The sequence below is a fragment of the Nonomuraea sp. NPDC049152 genome, assembly GCF_040648355.1.
In the GTDB taxonomy this organism is placed as follows: Bacteria; Actinomycetota; Actinomycetes; order Streptosporangiales; family Streptosporangiaceae; genus Nonomuraea.
This window is the reverse complement of sequence record NZ_JBEZDO010000001.1, coordinates 408,033-430,661: the sequence shown is the minus strand read 5'-3', so window position 1 is coordinate 430,661 and position 22,629 is coordinate 408,033. Positions and strand designations below refer to the sequence as shown.

Here is a 22,629-nt window from a genome sequence, read left to right as displayed (position 1 = left end):
CCGCGCGTGCTCAAGCTCCTGCGGATGGCGCTGACCGCCGCCGTGCTCGCCGCGATCGCGATCAGGATCGACAGAAGGACCCCTCCCGCTCCCGAGCAGGAGCCGGTGCTCGGCCGTCCCGCTCCCGAGGACCTCGAGCGCTACCACCGGCCTCCTGACGGTCGCTTCCTCAACGGTCTGCTGGCAGGGCTGGTCGTCGGTCTGCTGGTGGCCGGCGTCGGCACGGCCGTGGCGATCACCTCGGCGGGCGAGGCGGAAAGGGAACGCGAGCAGCAGGCGAGCCTGCGTCCGATGGCCGGGATGGCCGAGCGGAGCCCTGCGCCCGAGCCGTCCACCGCGTACGTCCCCACGCCATCGCCGACGATCGCCCCCACGCCCGACCCCGCGTGCTCCCCCGAGCGGCGTCCCGTGATCGTCAGGCCGCTCGATTCCCAGGTGAAGCGCCAGGTCGACGCGCAGTGGCGGCGGATCGAGCGCTGGCTCATGCGCAACGCCCCCGTCACCTACGCCTCACTGCGCGGCCCCGGCAGGGCGCGCACGATCGCCGTCGCCGAGTCGCAGATGGGTCTGAGGTTCCCCGACGACCTGCGCGCCTCCCTGCTCAGGCACGACGGTGGCATGGTCTTCGGGCCCGACGGGGGGATGGGACTCGGCATCAGGGAGATCCGCGACGGCTGGCGGTTGATGTGCAGGGGGGACATGGTGGAGGGCGATGACCCTCGCGCGGAGTACTGGAACGGCAGGATGATCCCGTTCCTGCTCTACCCCGAGGACGACGAGAACCGGGCCTACGCCATGATCGACTCCGTCGTGGGCGACGTCGGGTGGGCCGAGGGGTGGGACGACGGGGCTTCGGGTGTCGTCTTCCCCCGAAAGCCGTCCTACCTGGACCTGCTGCAGGCCAACGCCGACGCCCTGCTGCACGGCACCGCGATCGACGGAGGACGGCCTCGCGTGGTCCGCGGGGCCGTCCGCTGGGAGTCGCCCGAGTGACCTAGCGCCGCTTCAGGCGGGCCTCGTCGACGAGGGCGTGCCTGTGGTGGCCATGCTGCCCGCGCAGCGCCAGTACGGCGGGCGGGAAGACGACCAGCGGCCGCATCATGCCCTCGTCCTGGTGCTCGAGCAGGTGGCAGTGGTACGCGAAGCGCCCGCTGCCGCCCTCGAAGCGCCCGGCGACCTTGACGACCTCGGCGCCGCCGACCCTGACGACGTCCTTCCAGCCCTGCTCGTTCGGGTCGAGCACGCCCGCCTGCTTGAAGACGACCGGCGTCTCCGTCGTCCCCTTGTCCACCTTGAATCCTGAAATATCGTAAATATCCCGGCTGAGGATCTGGAAGCGCATCAGGTGGATGTGCATGGGGTGCAGCACCGGAGCGACGTTGACGAACGTCCACACCTCGGTCCCGCCCAGCGCGGCGAAGAAGTTGACCGCGTCGTCGGGCATCCTCGCCACCCGCCGGTAGGTCTTGACCTTGCCCGAAGCGTCCTTGATCTGCACGACGCCCTCGGTCCCGACCGGCGCCTCCGGATCCTCGGCCATCTCCCACATCTGCGAGTGGTCCCCGCCGCCCACCATCGTGAGCACCACCCTGTGACCGTGCTCGGCGGGCAGGTTGTCGTGCGTGGTGCGCACGAAGCTCGGCGAGGTCACCGCGGGCAGAGTGAAGGAGCCGTCCGGCTTGCGATCGGCCACCCTGAACTGCATCACGTCGGGGAAGGGGATGTTCGCCTGCGGCGCCGGCTGCCCGGGAGCGCCTGGACCGCAGTTGACCAGCTTCACCTTCTTGCCGGCCAACGCCCGGAAGTCGACGAGCACGTCGGCCCGTTCGGCGGGCGCGAGCACCAGGCCGCCGTCGATGGCCACCGGCGCGGGCAGCAGCCCGCCGTCGCTGCCGATCTGCTTGACCATGCCCGCCAGCGGCTGCCCCGTCGCCTCGTCGAGCAGGCGTAAGGTGAACGTCCGCGCGTTGGAGGCGTTGAGCATCCTGAACCTGTACCACCGCGGATCCACGTCCATGTACGGCCAGACCACCCCGTTCACCAGCGTGTACGGCCCGGCGAACGGCCTGGTCACCACCTTCGGCGTGGTCGCGGTGATCTGCACCTTGTGCAGCAGCTCCCCGTTGAGCAGCCCGCCCGCGTCGGTGTCGAAGTTGCGGTCGCACAGGATGAGAGGGACCTCGTGCCTGCCGCTCGGCAACCTGAGCGCGTCCTCCTCCTCGTCCCTGATCAGGTAGGCGCCGAGCAGTCCCGAGAAGACCGTCCACGTGCCCACGTGCATGCCGTGGTCGTGGTACCAGAGCCCGGTGGACGGCTGCTCGTTGAGGTACTCCACCGCCTCGGCCTCACCGGCCAGCAGCCCGTTCTCGCCCCATCCGTCGTTGCCCGCGTTGGTGATGGCCCCGTGCAGGTGGACCACCAGCCATGGCGGGATCGCCGCCACGTCGGCGCGCGGCGTCGCCCCGTCCCTTCCCGGATTGTTGATCGGAATGGTCGGGCCCGCGGGCACCTGGACCGCGGTGACCGGGACGGTCTCGTCCTTGATCGTGTTCGTCCATGCCAGCTTGACCCTCTGGCCGCGCCGTACCTCGATGGTCGGGCCAGGGAAGCTGCCGGCATACGTCCAGAGCCGCGTGGGCGGCAGCTGGGAGTGCAGCCGCCTGCGCACCGAGCGCATCTCGAGCACGACCTCCTTGCCCCTGGGCCTGAGCACCTGAGGGACGGGCAGGGCGTCGAGGAAGGGCGTGAGCGTGGCGGTGGCCGGCTTGTCGGTCCCCGCCAGCTCGGGAGGACTGTCCGCGATGAGTGGTTCGGCGTCGGCGACGCCCGTCGTGGTGGCCGTGACCGAGGCGGCCGCCCCGACGGCCACGCCGAGAAATCCCCGTCTTGTCGTTCGCATGGTCTCCCCGTCAGTGAAGAACCGGACCCCAACGGGTGTGACGATCGTGACGACTCACAGGTTTCCCGCTTTTTTAGGAAACGTTAAGTTCTCGAGGGCAGGCGCACATGCCGGTACGGCCCGCGTCCTGAGGGACGCGGGCCGTACCGGATGAGACGGGGTCAGGCCTTGGGCGGCGCGGGCTTGCCACCGGGCAGGAACTGCGGCGGAGGGAAGCGGAGCCTGCGGATCTGCAGCGCGCGCATGGCCGCGTAGAAGCCGATGCCCTTGAGGTCCTCGTTCGGGAACTTCTCCGCAGCGACCTTCTTGACCTTCCAGGACACCCAGACCGACGTGGCCAGCACGCCGACCATCATGATCGGCCAGCCGATCGTGATGACGCCGAAGTAGACCCACTGGCGGATCGCGGGCGGGAAGGGGACCCACGTCAGCACCAGGATCACCAGCGAGAACGGCAGGAAGTACTGGCTGACGACGCGCCGCGAGTCGACCCAGTCGCGCGCGAACTTGCGCACGGGGCCCTTGTCTCGGGCGGGCAGGTAGCGCTCCTCGCCGCGCAGCATGCCCTGACGGGCCTTGTCCCGGTCGGACGCCTGCCTGGCCCGCATCTGCTTGTAGGCCTCTTTGCGGTTGGAAGGCGCGGTCACCGGTTGGCGCCGACGCCCCTCGGCGTCACGGCGCTTGGGGGTGGGACGACCTTTGCCCTGGGGCTTAGGATCGTCAGTGGGGACGGGGGATTCGTCCACTGAGGTCTGGGAACGGCGTCGCAACACAGCTTCAACCCTACCTGGAGTGCAACTTAGTGACGCCCCCGTGCGTTATGCGTAGGGTAATCCCAAGGCGGCTGCGCTGCACTGGGTGACCACAGCACGACCTAAGAAGGGGACGGCCGACGCGCATGAGCGTGATGAAGAGACTTTCGATGATCTTCAAGTCCAAGGCCAACAAGGCCCTGGACAAAATGGAGGATCCGCGCGAGACCCTTGACTACTCGTATCAGCGGCAACTCGAACTGCTGCAGAAGGTGCGCAGGGGTGTGGCCGACGTGGCCACGTCGCGCAAGCGGGTGGAGCTGCAGATCAACCATATCGAGCAGCAGGCCACCCGTCTTGAGGACCAGGGGCGCAAGGCGCTGTCGGTTGGACGCGAGGACCTGGCGCGCGAGGCGCTGACCCGTCGCTCCAGCATGCAGGCCCAGATCGCCGACCTCCGGGTCCAGCATGACAACCTGCAGGCCGAGGAGGAGAAGCTCACCACGGCCTCCCAGCGGCTGCAGGCGAAGGTCGACTCCTTCCGGCACAAGAAGGAGACCATCAAGGCCACCTACACCGCGGCCGAGGCGCAGACCCGCATCAACGAGGCGTTCTCCGGCATCTCCGAGGAGATGGGTGACGTCGGCCTGGCGATCCAGCGGGCCGAGGACAAGACCGCGCAGATGCAGGCCCGCGCCGGCGCGATCGACGAGCTGCTGGCCTCCGGCGCGCTCGACGACTTCAGCGGCAGCCGTACCGACGACATCCAGGCCGAGCTCGACCGCATGGGCGGCGGCAGGGACGTCGAACTGGAGCTGGCCAGGATGAAGGCCGAACTCGGTCAGGGTTCCGGTCCTCAGCCCTCCATCGAGCAGGGGCAGCCGCAGGCTCAGCCCCAGCCGCAGCAGCAGACCCAGCAGTTGCGTCAGCCCGGGGAGCCCGCATGATCGTCAGAATCATGGGCGAGGGCCAGGTCCAGATCGCTGACTCCGACCTCGGAGTGCTCAACGAACTGGACGGCGAGCTCGAGGCGGCCATCGAGGCCGACAACGAGCCGGAGTTCCGCGAGAAGCTCCACGCTCTGCTCGACAAGGTGCGCCATGTGGGCAAGGCGCTGCCAGACGACAGCCTGGAGCCGTCCGAGCTGATCCTTCCCCCCGCTGACGCCTCGATCGAGGAAGTCAGGGAGATGCTGGGCGACTCGGGGCTCATCCCGGGCTAGCCGTGAGCACCCGGTTCGCGTCAGACCGCGGACTCACCACCCGCATGGTCGTCACGATGTTCCTGCTGGGGTTGCTCTACGTCGTCTTTGTCGGCGCCCTCATCGCCCTGGGCGTGCGGGCGCTGAGCGTTCTGCTGATCGCCGGTGTGATGCTGCTGGCGCAGTACTTCCTGTCCGACCGGATCGCGCTGTTCGCGATGGGCGGGCGGGAGGTCTCGCCGCAGGAGGCGCCGGAACTTCACGGCCTGGTCGACAGGCTCTGCGCGATGGCCGACATGCCCAAGCCGAGGGTGGCCGTCGCCAACTCGGACGTGCCCAACGCCTTCGCGACGGGCCGCAACCAGAAGAAGTCCGTCGTCTGCGTGACGACCGGCATTCTGCGCCGCCTGGGGCCAGAGGAGCTCGAAGGCGTGCTGGCGCACGAGCTCTCCCACGTCGCCCACCGCGACGTCGCCGTCATGACGATCGCCTCCTTCCTCGGCATCGTGGCGGGCCTCATGACGCGATTCGCCCTCTACAGCGGGCTGGGCAGCCGCCGCGACAGCAACCAGGGCGGGCTTCCCATCGGGCTGATCGTCATGCTGGTCTCGATCGTCGTCTACGCCGTCAGCTTCCTGCTCACCCGCGCCCTTTCCCGCTACAGGGAACTGGCCGCCGACCGGGCGGGCGCGCTGCTGACGCAGAAGCCGTCGGCGCTGGCGAGCGCGCTGGTCAAGATCAGCGGCGAGATGGCCAGGATCCCCACGCGCGACCTGCGCGAGGCCGAGCCGTTCAACGCCTTCTACTTCGCGCCCGCGCTGGCCCCTGGCAAGGCGCTGGCGAGCCTGTTCTCCACGCACCCGCCGCTCCAGCGCCGCCTGGAGAACCTGGCGAAGATCTCCGCGCAACTCGGGAGGGGCTGAGCGATGGGTTGGATCGACGTGATCCTCGGCAGGTCCAAGCCGGTCAAACCCAACCTCGACGCGCTGTTCGCGCTGCCGTACGCGGCCGTCACCCTGCAGGCCGCCATGGGGTTCGCGCCGACGGGAGTGGGGTCGGTCAGCTACCGGGCCGCCGAGGGCGGCGCGTTCGCGACGGTGGAGAGCGACGTCAAGCAGCTGCTCGGGGACCGGGTGGAGGAGACGCGCGACGACTACGGGTACTCGTGGCTCGTGGTCAGGCGGGCGCCCGACGCGATCGGCGACCTGGTCACCGAGCTGCACGCGGTGAACTCGTCGCTGGAGGACGCTGGGTTCGGGCCTTCCCTGCTGTGCTCGCTGGTGTCCTTCGCCGACCCGCGGGGACGCCGGCTGGCGATCGTCTACCTGTACAAGCGGGGGACGTTCTATCCGTTCGCCCCGCTGAGCGGCCAGACCAGGGACAACGCGCTGGAACTGCAGGCACGGGCGGCGCTGGAGGGCGAGCTGAAGATCGAGGAGGACCTCAGCAGGTGGTTCCCCGTGTGGGGTGCGCCCGGCCTGTGAGCCCGGGGAACCCGGTGTCCTATCTGTGTCACTTTGGGTGATTTACTGGTGACATGGAGCGACGACTTACTGTGGCCGCCGCCTGCGCGTTCGTCGTCGGGGCTGTCCTCTACAGCGCATGGCTGCCGGGCCAGCTGGCCGCGCCGGCCCTCGACAGGATCGACGGCTACGTCGGTGAGCTGGCCGCCCGCGACCAGCCCTGGTCCCGGATGTTCAGGGCGTGCGACGCCCTCGCGGGACTGGCGTGCATGGCCGGTGTCGCCCTGGTCGTCAGGGTGCGGGAGGAATGGCAGGGCTGGCTGGCGATGGCCCTGTTCGGGCTGTTCACCACCCTCGCCGCGTTCTTCCCGCTCGACTGCGCGAACTGCGGGCGCGCGCTCTCGCTCCAGGCTTGGCTGCACGTGCCGGCCAGCGGCGCGGCCAACGCGGCCGTGCTGGTCGCGATGGTGGTGCTGAGCGCCGCGTGGGGGTCGAGGGTCGGCTGCGCGTTCACCGCCGTCGTGTTCGCCTCCAGCGGGACCGCACTCGTCGCCGACGTGTTCGGCGGGTACGCGGGACTGGCCCAGCGCGTCCAGGTGACACTGATCGCCGTCTGGCTCATCTACCTCGCCACCAGGCTGCTCGGCGAGGCCACCCCGCGCGTGGAGACGGGGCCGATGCACGTCGTCAACGAGGGTCGCGGCCACCCCGTCCTGGTCAGCTCAGGCCCCGCGGGTGCGTGGTTCCACGGCGACGAGGTAGCCGAGGGGCTGCGCTCCACCCGTAGCGTCATCCGCTTCGACCGGCCCGGTCTCGGGCGCAGCCCCGCCGCCCCCGCCCCTCCCACTCTGTACGGCGAGGCCGCCCGCCTGGCCGCCCTCGTCCCCTGCACCATCCGCGCCACGGTCGTGGCGCACTCGGTGGCCGCGTGGCACGCCGAGGCCTTCGCCAGGCTGCACCCGTTGCGCGTCGCGAGCCTCGTCCTCGTCGAGCCGGCGTGCGAGGTGCGCAGGCGACGCAGGGCGCTGGTGGCGGGGCTCGGCTGGTGGCTGCCCGCGTTCGGCGCCACATGGGGGGCGACCGCGCTGGCCAGGGTCCTGGGGCCGTCGCTCCACCGGTTGCGGAACGGCACGTTGGACCCGTACGGCGTCTACGGCACCGGCAGGGTGGTCGCCGCGGTGGTGGGGGAGTGGCTGGCCCACAGGGAGATGGCCGCCACGTTGCGCAAGGTCAGGCGGGAGCACCCCTTCCTCGCCGTGCCCGTGACGGTCATCAGCGGGGGACGGCCGAACTGCTGCCACGAACGGCTGGCCGCGGCGCTGGGGGCACGCCTGGTGCGGGTGCCGGAGAGGGAGCTGCCCGCCGCGGTGGTCGAGGCATGCCAGTAGCCGAGCTCGCCGGACGGTGACACGATCGGCCGGACGGCCGGACGGCTGGGCGGCCGGGCCGGCGGAAGCGCGGACGGGAGGCCGGATGGTCAGGGACTGGACGCACGAGGACCACACCGCGGCGGCGGTCACGCAGATCGAGCGGATGGCGAGCACGATCCAGGACGCCGACTTCGGCGCCCCCGTGCCCACCTGCCCGGGATGGAACCTGGAGCGGCTGGTGAGGCACACCGGCTGCGTCCACAGGTGGGCGGCGCGGATGGTGCGGGAGCTGGCGCCCAGACGGCTCGACAGGACGGCGATCGAGGCCGAGGCGGCGGGGACGCCCGCCGACCGGCTGCCCGGATGGCTCCGCGAGGGCGCGACGGAGCTGGGCGAGGCGCTGGCGCTGCGGGATCCCCGAGAACCCGTGTGGTCGTGGGGCGGCGACAGGCACGTGCGGTTCTGGTCGCGCAGGCAGCTGCACGAGACGGCCGTCCACCACGCCGACGCCGCGCTGGCGCTGGGCCGCCCGCTCTCGATCGACGAGGACGTGGCGGCCGACGGGGTGGAGGAGTTCCTCGACGTCCTGCCGTACGCCCGATGGCGTCCGCGGGTCGCCGAGCTGGCCGGCGACGGAGAGACGATCTCGTGGCGGACCGGCACGGGCGCGGCCTGGCTGATCACTCTGCATCCCGGCGGCTACGCCTACCGGCGCTCGACCGCGGACGCCTCGGCGACCCTGCACACCGACACGGCCGCCGACCTGTTGCTGATGGCGTGGGGACGGCGCCCGGTCGAGCGTCACCGATCCGAGGGCGAGACCAAGCTGCTGGCCTGGTGGGCCGATCGTTCCATGATCTAGTCAAGTGGCCGCGTCGGTTCATGTGCGCGCATCGGACCGATGGTGACATGGCGCCTATGATCAAACTTGCTGACGCGCTCGCGGCCTCGGCCGTCGCGCTCGGGATGATGAGCACGCTCGGCGGTACGGCTCATGCGGCGCCGGAATCAGCGAGGGTGGTTGTGGACAGAGCGAGAAACCAGGTCGCGGTCGTCGGGCAGGGCGCGGTCTCCGCGGCTCCCGACGTCATGCGGCTGTCGGCGGCCGTCGAGTTGCGCAGGGCCACCGCGGGCGAGGCGTTCGCCGCGGCGAGGGCGGCGGCGGTGACGCTCACCGCCGCGCTGGTCAAGGCGGGTGTGTCCGCCGATGACCTGACGACGAACGAGCTGTCGCTCGGCCCCGAGTACGAGACCTTCCCGAAGGTGTCCGGCTACCGCGGCGCCCAAGGCGTCGAGGCGATCGTCCGCGACCTTTCCAAGGCCGACCGGATCATCGACGCGGCCGCCGCGGCCGGCGAGGAGGTCAGGCTCAACGGGATCACCTTCGAGGTGTCCAACCCGGGCAGGGCGATGGAGGCGGCGCGCGCCGCCGCGTTCAAGGACGCGGGGATCAAGGCCAAGCAGTACGCGGCGCTGGCGGGACGCCAGCTCGGCGAGGTGGTCGAGATCACCGAGGAGGTCACGGGCGGGCCCGTCCCCATGACGTTCGCCGGCTCGCTCGCGCAGGACAAGGCGTCGGTGAGCCCAGGACGCCAGACCTTGGGGATCAACGTCCGGGTGGTCTACATGCTTCGCTAGCTCGTCCTGCAAGGCGCTGCCGCTCCCGGCCGCCGGGCCGGGAGCGGTCCCGGGTGCTTACGGCAGGGCCAGCATGCGGTCCAGGGCGACCTTGGCCCAGTGGGCGGTGTCGGCGTCGACCGTGATCTGGTTGACCACCTCGCCGAGCGCGAGCGACTCCAGCGCCCACACCAGGTGCGGCAGGTCGATGCGGTTCATGGTGGAGCAGTAGCAGACCGTCTTGTCCAGGAACGAGACGCCCTTGTCGGGGAACATCTGCCCCAGCCGCTTGACCAGGTTCAGCTCGGTGCCGATCGCCCACTGCGAGCCGGACGGGGCCGCTTCGAGCTTCTTGATGATGTACTCGGTCGAGCCCACGTAGTCGGCCTTCAGCACGACCTCGTGCTTGCACTCGGGGTGGACCAGGACGTTGACGCCGGGGATGCGGCGCCGTACGTCGTCGACGGAGTCGGCGGTGAAACGGCCGTGCACCGAGCAGTGGCCCTTCCAGAGGATCATCTTGGCCTTGCGCAGCTCGTCGGCGCTCGGCGGCCGGTGCGGGTTGTAGACGACGCAGTCCTCCAGCGACATGCCCATCTCCAGCACCGCCGTGTTGCGGCCCAGGTGCTGGTCGGGCAGGAAGAGCACCTTCTGCCCCTGCTCGAAGGCCCACTCGAGCGCCCGCTTCGCGTTGGACGAGGTGCACACGGCGCCGCCGTTCCTGCCGCAGAAGCTCTTGATGTCGGCGCTGGAGTTCATATAGGTGACCGGCACCGTGATGTCGGCGATGCCGGCGTCCTCCAGCAGCTCCCACGCCTCCTCGACCTGGTCGAACGTGGCCATGTCGGCCATCGAGCACCCCGCCGCCAGGTCCGGGAGGATCACCTTCTGGGAGTCGTTGGTCAGGATGTCGGCGGACTCGGCCATGAAGTGCACGCCGCAGAAGACGATGAACTCGGCCTCGGGGCGGGCGGCGGCCTGCTGGGCGAGTTTGAAGGAGTCGCCGGTCACGTCGGCGAACTGGATCACTTCGTCCCGCTGGTAGTGGTGGCCGAGGACGAACAGCTTGTCGCCCAGCGCCTCCTTCGCCTTGCGCGCCCGTTCCACCAGCCCCGGGTCGGAGGCCGGCGGAAGTTCACCGGGACAGTCGACACCCTTCTCACTGTGCGGATCGGTGCCCTGCCCGAGGACGAAGAGCGGCAGCCCTGTCTGGGTGGCCATGGCCGTACCCCCTTATCGTCGAAGTGACGACTAATGATGACACACGGCTTGGGGGCTTTTATTCCGGGCACCCTTTTCGCGCCCCTCCTGCGGGTCTGCGCAGGTCGTGAGGGCGCTGGGCGGGGCGGGACCGGGGGTCGCACGTCGGACGGCGGTGGTGTGGGAGGGGCGACGCGGAGGTGGCGGCGCACCAGGGTTCCGTTTTCCGGTTTTTCTGGACGATCTATAACAACCCCTCAGGCACGGAATGCATAGCAAGCCTCTGGTGTTGGTAGCGTCTAAGTAGGACGTCAGAAACAGACAGCCGTGACACTGCGGCTGACAGACGCGGGAGTCAGCACATGACGGTTGAGAGCAACGAGACCACGACGCAGGGCCTGAACCTGACCGACGCGGCCGCCGCCAAGGTCAAGAGCCTGCTGGAGCAGCAGGGTGAAGAGGGTCTCCAGCTGCGCGTGGCTGTGCAGCCGGGTGGCTGTTCGGGTCTGCGCTACCAGCTCTTCTTCGACGACCGCTCGATGGACGGCGACATCGTGTCCGACTTCGGCGGTGTGGGCGTCGTGACCGACAGGATGAGCGCGCCGTACCTCATCGGCGCCACGATCGACTTCGTCGACACGATCGAGAAGCAGGGCTTCACCATCGACAACCCCAACGCCACGGGCTCCTGCGCCTGCGGCGACTCGTTCAACTAGGTCGACGCCGCGAAGGTCCCGCTCGCCTTTGTGCGTGCGGGACCTTCGCGTATTCTCTTGGGGCTTCATTGGCTTGCTGACAACGAGGAAGAAGAATCCCGTGCGCATCGCCGTCACCGGCTCCATCGCGACCGACCATCTGATGACCTTCCCCGGAAGTTTCGGGGACCAGCTCATCGCCGATCAGCTCGACCGGGTCTCCCTGTCGTTCCTCGTCGACGATCTGCAGGTCAGGCGCGGAGGTTGCGCGGCAAACATCACCTTCGGGATGGGCTGTCTCGGCCTCAACCCCATCCTCGTGGGCGCGGTCGGCGCCGACTTTGCCGACTATCGCTCGTGGCTGGAGCGGCACAGGGTCGACTGTGACTCGGTGCACATCTCCGACACCCACCACACGGCTCGTTTCCTGTGCACCACCGACGAGCAGCACAACCAGATCGCCTCGTTCTACACCGGCGCGATGGCGGAGGCCCGGCTCATCGAGCTGCAGCCGATCGCCGACCGCGTCGGCGGGCTCGACCTGGTGCTGATCAGCCCGAACGACCCCGACGCGATGTTGCGCCACACCGACGAGTGCCGCCAGCGGAGCATCCCGTTCGCCGCCGACCCGTCGCAGCAGCTGGCCAGGATGGCGGGCGAGCAGATCCGCCAGCTCGTCGACGGCGCGGCGTACCTGTTCTCCAACGACTACGAGAAGGGCCTCATCGAGCAGAAGACCGGCTGGTCGGACGCCGAGGTCCTCGACAGGGTCGGCGTGCGCGTGACCACGCTCGGGCCGAAGGGCGCGGTCATCGACCGCAAGGGGGAGCCGTCCATCCACGTGACCCCCGCGCCTGAGCTGGGCAAGGCGGACCCGACGGGCGTCGGCGACGCGTTCAGGGCAGGCTTCCTCGCGGGCGTCGCGTGGGGGCTGCCGCTGGAGCGGGCGGGCCAGGTCGGCAACCTGACGGCCACGCACGTGCTGGAGCGGGTGGGCTGCCAGGAGTACGAGCTCGGCCAGCGCGTGTTCCTCGAGCGCTTCGCCGCCGCGTACGGGCAGGCCGCCGCCGACGAGGTGGCCGAGCACGTCCGCTGCCACTACGCCTGATCGCCCTCAACGGGCTGATGCCGCGACCGGCCCTTCACGGGGTCAGTCCGGTACGGCAGGCCGGGTGACGGCCACCGGGGTCACCGGTGGCCGTCCATCCATCACGCCGCTCCAGCGGGACTTCGCCTCCCGCCGTCACGTCGGGGACCGGGCCGCCTGCGCGGTCCGGCGCCCGCGTTCGTGCGAGCGGGACGGTCAGGACGCGTAGACCCGGTGGCAGAAGGTGGCGAGCTGGTCGTCGGGCAGGTGCTTGGCCAGGTCGGCCTCGCTGATCATGCCGATGATGCGGTGCTGCTCGATCACCGGAAGGCGTCTGATCTGGTTCTCCTCCATGCGGGCCAGCGCCTCCTGGACCGTCGCGTCGGCGGCCACCCAGACCAGCCCCGTCGCCAGGTCGGCCGCTGTGGTGCGCGAAGGGTCGTGTCCTTCCGCGATGCACTTCACGACGATGTCCCTGTCGGTGATGATGCCCTTGAGGCGGTCGTCGGGCCCGCAGATGGGCAGGGCGCCGACTCCCATGTCGCGCATCATCTGCGCCGCGCGGTCGAGGGTCTCGTGGGCGGCGATGCATTCCACGCCCGGGTTCATGAGGTCACGCGCGGTGTCGTGCGGATGTCCGCTTGTCATCTGGTTCCCCCCGAAGTCGATGACGTTGTTCCGGGGGATTTCTACCCAATTGACACTGTTTGTGACCCTGAAGTGGCCCGCGTCTCTCGATCGCGCCGGGCGCGTGACGGCGGGCGGCACGGGCGTCAGCCGGAGATGCCGAGCAGCTTGCCGAGGAGCGTGGCGAGCTGCGTGCGCTCGTCGGGCGTCAGCGCCTTGAAGGTGTCGTCGAGGTAGCCGGGGATGGACCGCTCCGCGGTGACGAGCCGCTGCCGCCCCGCGTCGGTGATCGTGACGGCGTAGGAGCGCCTGTCATGGGGGTTGCGCTCACGCCTGACGCAACCGTCCCGCTCCAGGTCGTCGCAGATCGTCACCATCACGCTGCGGTCGATGCGCAGCTCCTCGCTGAGCGCCTGCTGGGAGCAGGGGCCGACGGTGTAGAGCATCTTCAGCACCAGGTGCTGGCCCACGCCCAGGCTCTGCCCTGCCGCGTGGGCGTCGGCCGCGCGCGCCACGGTGGCCGAGGCTCTGCACAGGGCGATGTCGAGCCGTTCGCCCGCGAGCTGAGGAAAGTATGTCGGCCTGACCTGCATCGGATCCTCTCCTCTTTCTGCAGGGTCAGCCTAACATTCTTCGTTTGACGTCAGATCATCTGCGCTCATACGTTCTTCAAAGAGACCGTCCGGAGCTCACATGGACTTCTCGACTCCCTTGCCGCCCACCGCCCGCGCCGCGGGACCCGCGCCTCCGGCTCGACGGCGCGCCTCGGATGGTCGCGCACCTCCTCACGACGACGCGCCGACGGCGTCGTGCGGGATCTCCGCGAGGAGATCCCGCACCGGGAGCGCCGGCGGGTCAGTAGTTGCGCCGGACGTGGATCTCCCAGCCGCCACCCGGCAGCTCGTAGGTGCCCACGTGCGGGTGCGACTTGAGCCTGCACCAGGCGGGCACGTCGTTGTAGGCGGCGGGATCGTCGGCGAGAACGGCCACGATGGCGTTCAGCGGCACGAAGTTGATCTGCTCGGCGAGCATGATGATCGGGATCGGGCACTTCTTGCCGAGTGCGTCGATGGTCAGAGTCGGCTGAGCTGCGACGGTCACGAGGCCCCCTTCGTCGGTCTCATGACCACCGTGCCGCGGCTCTGAACGACCTCAACAAGCCCGGTCATACGACCCCTGCGTCTTGACGGATCCGGCGCACCATCTCGGGGAGGACGGCGAGAAACCTGTCCACCTCGGCCGCGGAAGCGCCCCTGGGCAGCGATACCCGGACGTTTCCATGCGTAAGCACGCCCATCGCCTCCAAAACATGCGATGGACGAAGCGTACTAGCCGTGCACGAACTACCGGAGGATACCGCGAAACCCGCCTTGTCCAGCTCGGTCAGCAGCGCCTCGCCGTCGACGTAGAGACAGGAGAAGGTGACGATGTGGGGCGCCCTGTCGACGGGATCGCCGATCACCTCCACGTCGGGCACGAGCTCGGGGACGCGCTCCCTGATCGTGTCGACGAGCGCGGAAAGGCGGGCGTTCTCCTGTGCCGCCTCCTCCCTCATCGCCTTCAGCGCGGCCGCCGCGGCGACGATCGAGGGGACGTTCTCGAACCCCGGCACCCTGCGGCGCTCGCGCTCGTCCTCCGGCAGGAACGAGCGGAAGCGCGTGCCCTTCCTGACCGCCAGCACGCCCACTCCCGCCGGCCCGCCCCACTTGTGCGCGCTCGCCGTCAGCACCGACCAGCCCTGCGGAACCGGCAGGCGGCCCGCGCTCTGGGCGGCGTCGACCAGCAGCGGAACCCCGCGCTCCCGGCACGCCGCGGCGGCCTCGGCCACCGGCTGCAGGGTGCCGACCTCGTGGTTGGCCGTCTGGAGACAGGCCAGCGCGGTGCCCTCGACGGACACGGCCGCCACGAAGGCGTCGAGATCCACACGACCCGCCAGGTTGACGCCCACGGTGGTGACCGTGCCGCCGTCGCTCTCGTGCACCGCGGCGGCGTGCAGGACGCTGGAGTGCTCCACCGCGCTGGTGACGAGGTGACGTCCGGCCCTCCGCCTGCCGTGTAGGGTGCCGAGCACGCCGAGATGCACGGCCTGGGTGCCGGAAGAGGTGAAGGTGACCTCGTCCGGCCTGGCGCCGAGCGCTTCGGCCACCTCCGTGCGCGCCTGTTCGAGAAGCAGGTGGGCGCGGCGGGCTTGGCCGTACAACCGCGCGGGGTCTGCCCAGCCCGCGTCCAGGGTCGCGATGAGCGCCTCACGCGCCCGGGGATGCAGGGGCTCGGTCGATGCCGCGTCGAAGTAAGGCACATCGAGACATTAACGGGGGTGAGCGGGGAGCCGACCACCCCCCACGCTAATGTGTCTGCAATCAGCTGTGCATATGGAAATACGAGCGCCCAGGAGAGACTCCTGGGCTTCATCTGTGGGGTAGGCGATCCGTGAGTCCGACCCGCCGTACTGAGCGGCGTCCGTTGGGCCGGCGCAGAGTGTCGAGCGCCGCCGGTTTGGCGTTGCTGCTGGCCTCCGCGACGGCCTGTGCAAATGACGTGCCCAAGGCCGACTGGTCGCGTGGGCTCCTTCCCGAGGGAGTCACCGAGCAGGCTGACGTCGTCACGAACTTGTGGAATGGGGCCTGGATCGCGGCGCTGGCCACGGGACTCGTCGTCATCGTCCTGATCGTCTGGGCGTGCATCTTCCATCGCAAGCGAAAGAGCTCGGCCGAGCTTCCTCCGCAGGTTCGCTACAACCTGCCGATCGAGATCCTCTACACGGTCGTGCCGCTTGTCATGGTGTCGGTGTTCTTCTTCTTCACCGCCCGCGACCAGACGAAGCTCATGGACACCTCGCCGCAGGCCGACGTGACGGTCCACGTGGAAGGTTTCCAGTGGAGCTGGCGGTTCACCACCGACGCCGGTGGCAAGACCGCCAAGGTCGTCGGCATGCCGGTCAGCGACTACCGGGCGGCCCAGTCGCCCGAGCTGGTGCTTCCCGTGAACAAGAAGGTCCTGTTCAAGCTGGACGCCGACGACGTGATCCACTCGTTCTGGGTCCCCGCCTTCATGTTCAAGCGCGACGTGATCCCCGGCATCTCCGGCGAGAAGAACAAGTTCGAGATCACCACGCTGAACAAGCCGGGCGTCTACGCGGGCCGCTGCGCCGAGCTGTGCGGCGTCGACCACAGCCGCATGCTCTTCAGGGTCAAGCTCGTTTCGCAGGCTGAGTTCGACCAGTACATGACGACCCAGGCTGGGAGAACCCAGTGACCGCCATCCAAGTACCCTCCGTCACGGCGCAGCCGACCCGCAAGGGTCTGGCGATCGCCAAGTGGATGTCCTCCACCGATCACAAGATCATCGGACATCTCTACCTGATCACGTCGTTCGTGTTCTTCCTCATCGGCGGCGTGATGGCGCTCATCATGCGAGCCGAGCTGGCCCAGCCGGGGATGCAGTTCACCTCGAACGAGCAGTTCAACCAGCTGTTCACCATGCACGGCACGATCATGCTGCTGATGTTCGCGACGCCGCTGTTCGCCGGCTTCGCCAACGAGCTGATGCCGCTGCAGATCGGCGCCCCCGACGTGGCCTTCCCGCGCCTCAACATGGTCAGCTACTGGCTCTACCTGTTCGGCAGCATCATCGCCGTCAGCGGCTTCCTGACCCCGAACGGCGCGGCGAGCTTCGGCTGGTTCGCCTACACCCCGCTGTCGAACGCGATCAGCTCGCCCGGCGTCGGCGGCGACCTGTGGATCATGGGTCTGGCCCTGTCCGGTCTGGGCACGATCCTCGGCTCGGTGAACTTCATCACCACCATCATCTGCATGCGCGCGCCCGGCATGACGATGTTCCGGATGCCGATGTTCACCTGGAACATCCTGCTCACCAGCATGCTCGTGCTGATGGCCTTCCCCGTGCTGGCCGCCGCGCTGCTGGCGCTCGAGGCCGACCGCAAGCTCGGCACGCACATCTTCGCCCCCGAGACCGGTGGCGCGATGCTGTGGCAGCACCTGTTCTGGTTCTTCGGCCACCCCGAGGTCTACATCATCGCGCTGCCCTTCTTCGGCATCGTGACCGAGATCATCCCGGTCTTCAGCCGCAAGCCGGTCTTCGGTTACATCAGCCTCGTGGCCGCCACCATCTCGATCGCCGGTCTGTCGATCACGGTGTGGGCGCACCACATGTTCGCCACGGGCCAGGTCCTGCTGCCGTTCTTCTCGTTCATGACGTTCCTCATCGCGGTGCCGACGGGCGTGAAGTTCTTCAACTGGATCGGCACCATGTGGCGAGGCCATCTGAGCTTCGAGTCGCCGATGCTGTTCTCGGTGGGCTTCTTGATCACCTTCCTCCTCGGCGGTCTGACCGGCGTCATCCTGGCCTCGCCGCCGCTGGACTTCCAGATCAGCGACAGCTACTTCGTGGTGGCGCACTTCCACTACGTGGTGTTCGGCACCGTGGTGTTCGCGATGTTCGCGGGCTTCTACTTCTGGTGGCCCAAGTTCACCGGCCGGATGCTCAACGACAAGCTGGGCAAGGTCCACTTCTGGCTGCTGTTCATCGGCTTCCACACCACCTTCCTCGTGCAGCACTGGCTGGGCATGGTGGGCTTCCCCCGCCGCTACGCCGACTACGCGCCGACCGACGGCTTCACCGACCTGAACATGATCTCGTCGGTGGGCGCCTTCATCCTCGGCGCCTCGACGCTGCCGTTCTTCTACAACGTCTGGAAGACCTGGCGCAGCGCGCCCAAGGTCACCGTCGACGACCCGTGGGGCTACGGAGGTTCGCTCGAGTGGGCGACCTCCTGCCCGCCGCCGCGGCACAACTTCACCTCGCTGCCGCGCATCAGGTCCGAGCGCCCCGCGTTCGACCTCCACTACCCGCACGTGTCGGCCAAGCCGCAGGAGGTTGAGGCTCGATGAGGGTTCAGGGTTGGCTGTTCCTGCTCTGCGGACTGTTCTTCGCGGGCGTGGACGTCGTCTACTGGTACTGGTCCAAGGAGCCCGTAGGCACCACGGCCATGGCCATCTCGGTCGGCTTCGCCTTCATGATCGGCTACTACCTGATGTTCACGGCTCGTCGCATCGGCGACCAGCCGGAGGACAACAAGACGGCCGAGATCAGCGACGGCGCCGGTGAGATCGGCTTCTTCAGCCCGAGCAGCTGGTGGCCGCTGTTCGTCTGCCTCGCGGCGGCGTTCGCGTTCGTCGGTTTCGTGATCGGCCTGTGGATGTTCCTGATCGGCGTCTTCCTGGTGATCATGTCGATGGTCGGGTTCGTCTTCCAGTACTACCGGGGCAACTTCTCTCACTGACCCCACCGACGCAAAAGCGGGTGCCCTGTCCGAGGGCGCCCGCTTTTGGCGTTTTTTACCTCCTGTCGAATGTGGCGAAACGATCACTGAGGGTAGTAAGGGGACGTTAGGGGTTCGAACGAGAGGGGAGCACCCGTGGGGCGGATGACTCAAGGTTCGGCTGGAGCTCTTGCCCTCGCCGTACTCACAGCGTGTTCGGCGGGGACACCGGTTGGGATCGCCTCGCCCAGCGCGGCGCCTCCGCCCGCGAGCGTGGCGATCATTCCCGCCGACAAGACCGGCGACGTGCCCACCGACCAGACGGTCCTGGTCTCGGCGCGCGGCGGCACGCTCAGGAGCGTCAGCGTCTCCGGCGCGTCCGGCAACCTGGACGGCGAGCTCAGCGCGGACGGCACGCAGTGGCGCAGCAAGCGCTACGCCAGGCCCGGCTCCTCGTACACCGTCAGCGCGCTCGTCGCCAACCCCACAGGCCAGACGACCAGGACCACCACCACCTTCACCACGGTCAAGGCGAAGAGCTCCTTCAGCATCGAGCAGATGCTGCCGCACAAGGACGACACCGGCCTCACGGTCGGCGTCGGCATGCCCATCATGCTCACCTTCGACAAGGACGTCACCGACCGGGTGGCCGTCGAGCGCAACCTCGTCGTCAGGACCTCCAAGCCGGTCGAGGGCGCCTGGCACTGGTTCGACGACCGGCACGTGGACTTCAGGCCCAGGGTCTACTGGCCCCCGCGCACCAAGGTGCGTCTCGAGGCGCGCCTGGCGGGCGTGCGCGGCGCCTCAGGCATCTACGGCAAGCGCGACTACACCCTCGACTTCACCGTCGGCAGGGAGCAGATCACCTCCGGCACCATGAGCAACCACCACCTGAAGGTGAAGCGGGACGGCAAGGTCGTCAGGACCATGCCGATGAGCGCGGGACAGGGCGGGGTGTGGAAGTACTACACGACCTCGGGCATCCACCTGGCGATGTCCAGGGAGCCTGTGACGGTCATGACCTCCCCGGGGATCGGCCCAGGACAGGCCGGGTACTACCAGCTGACCGTCTACAACACCGTCAGGATCTCCAGCTCGGGCGAGTACGTGCACAGCGCGCCCTGGTCGGTGGGTTCGCAGGGGTACGCCAACGTGAGCCACGGGTGCGTGAACGTCAGCCCCGCGAACGCGGCGTGGTTCATCAAGAACACGCTGATCGGCGACCCGATCGTCATCACGGGCTCGCCGCGGCCGCTCGAGCCGACCAACGGGTGGGGGCACTGGCAGGAGAACTGGAAGCAGTGGCTCCAGTGGAGCGCGCTGAAGTCGTCCACCACCGAGGCGCTGTAGCCGCGGCCCGCGATCAGTGGAGGGGGAGACGGGCGTGCACGCCATGCCCTTCGGCCGTGATGGTGCCGCCCACGAGGGCGGCCCGCTCGCGCACGACCTGACCCGCGGGCCTGGAAGGGCCGTCGTCGCTCACCAGGACCTCCAGGAAGCCCTGTCGCCACCTCAGGGTCACACTGGCCCTGGACGCTCCCTCAGCGTCTCTGAGAGCCTCCTGGACGATGCGAAAAGCAGACAACTCCACCCCTGGGGCGGTCGGTGCAGGTGCGCCGTCCTGGGTGAAGTCCACCAGCAGGCCGCTCCCACGGGCCTCGTGGAGCAGGTCGGGCAGGTCGTCGAGGCGGGGCTGCGGGGTTCGCGAAGGCGGGACGCCGGTGAAGGCGCTCAGGAGGCCCAGCATGCGTTGCAGCTCGCCGAGCGCCTGGCGGCCCGACTCCTCCGCGTCCCTGAGGGTGTCGGCGGCCCTGCGCGCATCCTTGCCCATGGTCATCCTGCCCGCGCCGATGCCGAGGGTCATGACGCTCACGCGGTGTGCCACCACCTCGTGCAGTTCCTGGACGATCAGGGCGCGTCGTAGGGTCTCCACCCGCGCCCTTCGCTCGGCGGCGAGGTCGGCCGCCTGGCGGGCGCGGAGCCGGAACAGGAGGAGGACGGCGGGGCACAGGACTACCGTGGTCACGGCGGTCAGCCATGACAGAAGAGGCGGCATGGCCCGGAGCGTAGGCGTGGGCTCCATGGTGCGCATCCGCTTGGCGGTGGATCTCCACTCCGCCACCGAGCGGAGGGTTCTGTCCCCGGCTCCCCGGGGGAGCGGTCAGGCGGGGCTGAGGGTGCGGCTGACCTCGATCCACCGGTCGAGCGTGGCGGCGGCGCGACCCGAGTCGACCGCCTGTACGGCACGCGCGTACCCGTCGATCATCGCCGAGTCGAGGTCGTCGCCAGGAGCGTTCGCCGCCACCAGCGCCGCCGCCGCGTTGAGCAGCACCGCGTCGCGCACGGGACCTGTCTTCCCGCGCAGCAGGTCGTGCACCGCCTGCGCGTTGAAGGCCACGTCGCCGCCGCGCAACGCCCCGACCTCCGCGCGCGGGATGCCCAGCACCGCGGGGTCGAACACGGTCTGCGTCGCCGCGCCCTCACGCACCACCCACACCGTCGAGGTGGTGGCGATGGTCAGCTCGTCGAGCCCGTCGTCGCCGCGGAAGACCAGCGCGGAGACGCCGCGCTCGGCGAAGACGCCGGCCAGGACGGGCAGCATGCGGGCGTCGTAGACGCCGATGGCCTGCGCGGAAGGGCGGGCGGGGTTGGTCAGGGGGCCGAGGAAGTTGAAGATCGTCGGAACGCCCAGCTCCTTGCGCGGCGGCCCGGCGAAGCGGAGCGCGGGGTGGTAGACGGGCGCGAAGCAGAACGCGATGCCCGCCTCGGCCGCCACCCGCGCGGTCGACTCCGGCGGCAGGTCGAGCCTGATGCCGAGGTACTCCAGGACGTCGGCGGCACCACAGGAAGAGGACGCGGCGCGGTTGCCGTGCTTGACCACGCGCGCGCCGGCGGCCGCGGTGACGATGGCCGCCATGGTGGAGACGTTGACCGTGTGAGCGCGGTCGCCCCCCGTGCCGACGATGTCGACGACGGGCCCTTCCACCTTCAGCGGGGTGGCCAGCTCCAGCATCGTCCGCGCCAGGCCCGTCACCTCGGCGACGGTCTCGCCCTTGGCGCGCAGCGCGACCGCGAACCCGGCGATCTGCGCGGGGGTGGCGGAGCCCGACATGATCTCCCGCATCGCCCACGCCGTCTCGTCGGCGGTCAGGTGTTCCCCCGCCAGGAGGGCTGACAGCAGCGATGGCCAGGTGGTGCGAGCGTCCATGGCGAACCTACTTCGCGTTGAGTCGGGTGGCGGAGCGCTGGCGCATGAGGGTGGCGACGGCGTCGGCCACGGCGATCGGCTCCAGCGGCTGCGGGACGACGGCGTCGGCGCGCGACCAGTTGGCCAGCCAGCGGTCGTCCTTGCGCGCGACCAGCAGCAGGATCGGGGGGCAGTCGTAGACCTCGTCCTTGGCCTGCTTGCTGACACCCATGCCGCCCGCGGGCTGGGTCTCGCCGTCGAGCACGGCGACGTCGATCGTGCCCGAGTCGAGCAACTGCAGGACCTTGGGCTGGGTGGCGCACTCCACGATCTCCACCAGCGGGACGTCGGCTGCGGGACGGCGCCCGATGGCCTGCCGTACCTGGTCGCGGGTCCTGGCGTCGTCGCTGTAGACGAGGACCCTCATGGTGTCGTCGGTGCTCACGGTCGCAGCTCACTATCGGTGGTAGCAGTATGGTCACCTGGGATCGTACCGGTGCCTTCACGCGGAAACCCAGCCGCAGGGGTCGGCGGGCGTTTTGCACTAATTGTCCCAGGCTGGGGGCGTCTTCGGGGCCACTAACGGGGGGTCGTGCGGCGACCCGACCACCAGAGCCGCAATAATGCTGCCCGTGGCGACAGCATCCGCAATTACGACGACGACGGCTCACTCGTCCCGCCGGCCGAATCTGGTCAGCGTGGGGACGATCGTGTGGCTGTCCTCTGAGCTCATGTTCTTCGCGGCGCTGTTCGCGATGTACTTCACCATCCGGTCAGTGAGTCTCGGCGAGGGCAAGGCCTGGCCCGAGGCAGAGCTGAACGTTCCGTTCTCTACGGTCAACACGATCATCCTGGTCCTGTCGAGTGTGACGTGTCAGCTTGGCGTGTGGGCCGCGGAAAAGGGTCAGGTCAGCAGGCTCCGCTTCTGGTACTTCGTCAGCTTCCTCATGGGCGCCGTCTTCGTCGGCGGCCAGCTGTACGAGTACATGCAGCTCGCCCACGAGGGCGCGACGCTTTCCGCGAACGCCTACACCTCGGTGTTCTACCTGACCACGGGCTTCCATGGCCTCCACGTGACCGGTGGACTGATCGCGTTCCTTTTCATGCTGGGACGCACGTACGCCGCGAAGCGCTTCACACATGAGCAGGCGACCAGCGCCATCGTCGTGTCCTACTACTGGCACTTCGTTGACGTCGTCTGGATCGGCCTTTTCGCGACCATCTACATCATCCAGTAAGGAAACGGGGAT

25 protein-coding genes are annotated in these 22,629 nt (G+C 69.0%); 15 read left to right on the top strand and 10 right to left on the bottom strand.

Going from position 1 to position 22,629, the window contains the following annotated elements:
- Positions 1-6 precede the first annotated feature (6 nt).
- On the top strand, positions 7-993 hold the full coding sequence (locus AB0B45_RS02055) for an SMI1/KNR4 family protein (RefSeq protein WP_358123874.1): 987 nt from the start codon (positions 7-9) through the stop codon (positions 991-993).
- Between the two features lies 1 nt (position 994).
- On the opposite strand, the gene AB0B45_RS02050 is transcribed toward AB0B45_RS02055, so the two are convergent.
- Together AB0B45_RS02050 and AB0B45_RS02045 are read right to left on the bottom strand one after the other, a co-directional pair.
- Positions 995-2,899: a multicopper oxidase domain-containing protein gene (locus AB0B45_RS02050; protein ID WP_358123873.1), complete on the bottom strand. Its 1,905-nt coding sequence runs from the start codon at positions 2,897-2,899 to the stop codon at positions 995-997.
- 161 nt (positions 2,900-3,060) lie between these two features.
- Positions 3,061-3,645, bottom strand: a complete 585-nt coding sequence (locus AB0B45_RS02045; protein ID WP_358124724.1) for a DUF3043 domain-containing protein — start codon at positions 3,643-3,645, stop codon at positions 3,061-3,063.
- Between the two features lie 152 nt (positions 3,646-3,797).
- Between AB0B45_RS02045 and AB0B45_RS02040 the strand changes: the two genes are divergently transcribed.
- From AB0B45_RS02040 to AB0B45_RS02010, 7 genes are all read left to right on the top strand, one after another.
- Positions 3,798-4,598, top strand: coding sequence for a PspA/IM30 family protein (locus AB0B45_RS02040; protein WP_358123871.1), 801 nt, complete (start codon positions 3,798-3,800; stop codon positions 4,596-4,598).
- Positions 4,595-4,873, top strand: a complete 279-nt coding sequence (locus tag AB0B45_RS02035; RefSeq protein WP_358123869.1) for a hypothetical protein — start codon at positions 4,595-4,597, stop codon at positions 4,871-4,873. Before AB0B45_RS02040 ends, AB0B45_RS02035 begins: the two co-directional genes overlap by 4 nt.
- A 2-nt stretch (positions 4,874-4,875) precedes the next feature.
- On the top strand, positions 4,876-5,775 hold the full coding sequence (htpX, locus tag AB0B45_RS02030) for a zinc metalloprotease HtpX (RefSeq protein ID WP_358123867.1): 900 nt from the start codon (positions 4,876-4,878) through the stop codon (positions 5,773-5,775).
- 3 nt (positions 5,776-5,778) lie between these two features.
- On the top strand, positions 5,779-6,336 hold the full coding sequence (locus tag AB0B45_RS02025; RefSeq protein WP_358123865.1) for a hypothetical protein: 558 nt from the start codon (positions 5,779-5,781) through the stop codon (positions 6,334-6,336).
- A gap of 53 nt (positions 6,337-6,389) precedes the next feature.
- A complete protein-coding gene (locus AB0B45_RS02020; protein ID WP_358123863.1) occupies positions 6,390-7,703 on the top strand; it encodes a DUF998 domain-containing protein in 1,314 nt (437 codons plus the stop codon).
- 85 nt (positions 7,704-7,788) lie between these two features.
- Positions 7,789-8,547 carry a maleylpyruvate isomerase family mycothiol-dependent enzyme gene (locus AB0B45_RS02015; RefSeq protein ID WP_358123861.1) on the top strand — a complete coding sequence of 253 codons (759 nt, stop codon included), beginning with the start codon at positions 7,789-7,791 and terminating at the stop codon, positions 8,545-8,547.
- Between the two features lie 56 nt (positions 8,548-8,603).
- The gene (locus tag AB0B45_RS02010; RefSeq protein WP_358123859.1) at positions 8,604-9,323 is read left to right on the top strand and encodes an SIMPL domain-containing protein; all 720 of its coding nucleotides are present in this window, start codon (positions 8,604-8,606) and stop codon (positions 9,321-9,323) included.
- A 57-nt stretch (positions 9,324-9,380) separates the two neighbouring features.
- On the opposite strand, the gene nadA is transcribed toward AB0B45_RS02010, so the two are convergent.
- Positions 9,381-10,523, bottom strand: coding sequence for a quinolinate synthase NadA (gene nadA, locus AB0B45_RS02005; RefSeq protein ID WP_358123857.1), 1,143 nt, complete (start codon positions 10,521-10,523; stop codon positions 9,381-9,383).
- 341 nt (positions 10,524-10,864) lie between these two features.
- Between nadA and erpA the strand changes: the two genes are divergently transcribed.
- Both erpA and AB0B45_RS01995 read left to right on the top strand, forming a co-directional pair.
- Positions 10,865-11,218: an iron-sulfur cluster insertion protein ErpA gene (erpA, locus tag AB0B45_RS02000; RefSeq protein WP_358123855.1), complete on the top strand. Its 354-nt coding sequence runs from the start codon at positions 10,865-10,867 to the stop codon at positions 11,216-11,218.
- A 100-nt stretch (positions 11,219-11,318) separates the two neighbouring features.
- On the top strand, positions 11,319-12,305 hold the full coding sequence (locus AB0B45_RS01995) for a carbohydrate kinase family protein (RefSeq protein ID WP_358123853.1): 987 nt from the start codon (positions 11,319-11,321) through the stop codon (positions 12,303-12,305).
- Positions 12,306-12,500: 195 nt separating this feature from the next.
- Here AB0B45_RS01995 and AB0B45_RS01990 read toward each other — a convergent pair whose 3' ends face one another.
- The 4 genes from AB0B45_RS01990 to AB0B45_RS01975 all read right to left on the bottom strand — a co-directional run bounded on the left by AB0B45_RS01990 (position 12,501) and on the right by AB0B45_RS01975 (position 15,210).
- The gene (locus AB0B45_RS01990; protein ID WP_358123851.1) at positions 12,501-12,932 is read right to left on the bottom strand and encodes a CBS domain-containing protein; all 432 of its coding nucleotides are present in this window, start codon (positions 12,930-12,932) and stop codon (positions 12,501-12,503) included.
- Between the two features lie 125 nt (positions 12,933-13,057).
- Positions 13,058-13,504 (bottom strand): MarR family winged helix-turn-helix transcriptional regulator, encoded by a 447-nt coding sequence (locus AB0B45_RS01985; protein ID WP_358123849.1) that lies wholly within the window; start codon positions 13,502-13,504, stop codon positions 13,058-13,060.
- 262 nt (positions 13,505-13,766) lie between these two features.
- On the bottom strand, positions 13,767-14,012 hold the full coding sequence (locus AB0B45_RS01980; protein WP_358123847.1) for a sulfurtransferase TusA family protein: 246 nt from the start codon (positions 14,010-14,012) through the stop codon (positions 13,767-13,769).
- 64 nt (positions 14,013-14,076) lie between these two features.
- Entirely contained in the window at positions 14,077-15,210 is a 1,134-nt protein-coding gene (locus AB0B45_RS01975; protein WP_358123845.1) for a cysteine desulfurase family protein, read from the bottom strand.
- 197 nt (positions 15,211-15,407) lie between these two features.
- Here AB0B45_RS01975 and coxB point away from each other — a divergent pair, with 197 nt between their 5' ends.
- The 4 genes from coxB (at position 15,408) to AB0B45_RS01955 (ending at position 19,542) form a co-directional block, all read left to right on the top strand.
- The gene (gene coxB / locus AB0B45_RS01970) at positions 15,408-16,166 is read left to right on the top strand and encodes a cytochrome c oxidase subunit II (RefSeq protein WP_358123843.1); all 759 of its coding nucleotides are present in this window, start codon (positions 15,408-15,410) and stop codon (positions 16,164-16,166) included.
- Positions 16,167-16,231: 65 nt separating this feature from the next.
- A complete protein-coding gene (ctaD, locus tag AB0B45_RS01965) occupies positions 16,232-17,821 on the top strand; it encodes a cytochrome c oxidase subunit I (RefSeq protein WP_358124721.1) in 1,590 nt (529 codons plus the stop codon).
- Positions 17,818-18,213: a cytochrome c oxidase subunit 4 gene (locus AB0B45_RS01960; protein ID WP_358123841.1), complete on the top strand. Its 396-nt coding sequence runs from the start codon at positions 17,818-17,820 to the stop codon at positions 18,211-18,213. Before ctaD ends, AB0B45_RS01960 begins: the two co-directional genes overlap by 4 nt.
- A 252-nt stretch (positions 18,214-18,465) precedes the next feature.
- Positions 18,466-19,542 carry an Ig-like domain-containing protein gene (locus tag AB0B45_RS01955; protein WP_358123839.1) on the top strand — a complete coding sequence of 359 codons (1,077 nt, stop codon included), beginning with the start codon at positions 18,466-18,468 and terminating at the stop codon, positions 19,540-19,542.
- Between the two features lie 13 nt (positions 19,543-19,555).
- Here AB0B45_RS01955 and AB0B45_RS01950 read toward each other — a convergent pair whose 3' ends face one another.
- The 3 genes from AB0B45_RS01950 to AB0B45_RS01940 form a co-directional block, all read right to left on the bottom strand.
- Positions 19,556-20,248, bottom strand: coding sequence for a histidine kinase (locus AB0B45_RS01950; protein ID WP_358123837.1), 693 nt, complete (start codon positions 20,246-20,248; stop codon positions 19,556-19,558).
- Between the two features lie 105 nt (positions 20,249-20,353).
- Positions 20,354-21,400, bottom strand: a complete 1,047-nt coding sequence (gene trpD / locus AB0B45_RS01945) for an anthranilate phosphoribosyltransferase (RefSeq protein ID WP_358123835.1) — start codon at positions 21,398-21,400, stop codon at positions 20,354-20,356.
- Positions 21,401-21,407: 7 nt separating this feature from the next.
- Complete coding sequence (locus AB0B45_RS01940; RefSeq protein ID WP_358124718.1) at positions 21,408-21,806, bottom strand: hypothetical protein; 399 nt, start codon at positions 21,804-21,806, stop codon at positions 21,408-21,410.
- Positions 21,807-22,002: 196 nt separating this feature from the next.
- On the opposite strand from AB0B45_RS01940, the gene AB0B45_RS01935 reads away from it, so the two are divergent.
- Entirely contained in the window at positions 22,003-22,617 is a 615-nt protein-coding gene (locus AB0B45_RS01935; protein ID WP_358123833.1) for a heme-copper oxidase subunit III, read from the top strand.
- The last annotated feature ends 12 nt before the right edge of the window (positions 22,618-22,629 follow it).

Bases quoted from the DNA above. Each gene is read 5' to 3' on its own strand.
- AB0B45_RS02050 (WP_358123873.1), bottom strand. From the start codon at position 2,899: ATGCGAACGACAAGACGGGGATTTCTCGGCGTGGCCGTCGGGGCGGCC.
- AB0B45_RS02040 (WP_358123871.1), top strand. From the start codon at position 3,798: ATGAGCGTGATGAAGAGACTTTCGATGATCTTCAAGTCCAAGGCCAAC.
- AB0B45_RS02035 (WP_358123869.1), top strand. From the start codon at position 4,595: ATGATCGTCAGAATCATGGGCGAGGGCCAGGTCCAGATCGCTGACTCC.
- AB0B45_RS02025 (WP_358123865.1), top strand. From the start codon at position 5,779: ATGGGTTGGATCGACGTGATCCTCGGCAGGTCCAAGCCGGTCAAACCC.
- AB0B45_RS02020 (WP_358123863.1), top strand. From the start codon at position 6,390: ATGGAGCGACGACTTACTGTGGCCGCCGCCTGCGCGTTCGTCGTCGGG.
- AB0B45_RS02015 (WP_358123861.1), top strand. From the start codon at position 7,789: ATGGTCAGGGACTGGACGCACGAGGACCACACCGCGGCGGCGGTCACG.
- AB0B45_RS02010 (WP_358123859.1), top strand. From the start codon at position 8,604: ATGATCAAACTTGCTGACGCGCTCGCGGCCTCGGCCGTCGCGCTCGGG.
- nadA (WP_358123857.1), bottom strand. From the start codon at position 10,523: ATGGCCACCCAGACAGGGCTGCCGCTCTTCGTCCTCGGGCAGGGCACC.
- erpA (WP_358123855.1), top strand. From the start codon at position 10,865: ATGACGGTTGAGAGCAACGAGACCACGACGCAGGGCCTGAACCTGACC.
- AB0B45_RS01990 (WP_358123851.1), bottom strand. From the start codon at position 12,932: ATGACAAGCGGACATCCGCACGACACCGCGCGTGACCTCATGAACCCG.
- AB0B45_RS01985 (WP_358123849.1), bottom strand. From the start codon at position 13,504: ATGCAGGTCAGGCCGACATACTTTCCTCAGCTCGCGGGCGAACGGCTC.
- ctaD (WP_358124721.1), top strand. From the start codon at position 16,232: ATGTCCTCCACCGATCACAAGATCATCGGACATCTCTACCTGATCACG.
- AB0B45_RS01960 (WP_358123841.1), top strand. From the start codon at position 17,818: ATGAGGGTTCAGGGTTGGCTGTTCCTGCTCTGCGGACTGTTCTTCGCG.
- AB0B45_RS01950 (WP_358123837.1), bottom strand. From the start codon at position 20,248: ATGCCGCCTCTTCTGTCATGGCTGACCGCCGTGACCACGGTAGTCCTG.
- trpD (WP_358123835.1), bottom strand. From the start codon at position 21,400: ATGGACGCTCGCACCACCTGGCCATCGCTGCTGTCAGCCCTCCTGGCG.
- AB0B45_RS01940 (WP_358124718.1), bottom strand. From the start codon at position 21,806: ATGAGGGTCCTCGTCTACAGCGACGACGCCAGGACCCGCGACCAGGTA.
- AB0B45_RS01935 (WP_358123833.1), top strand. From the start codon at position 22,003: ATGCTGCCCGTGGCGACAGCATCCGCAATTACGACGACGACGGCTCAC.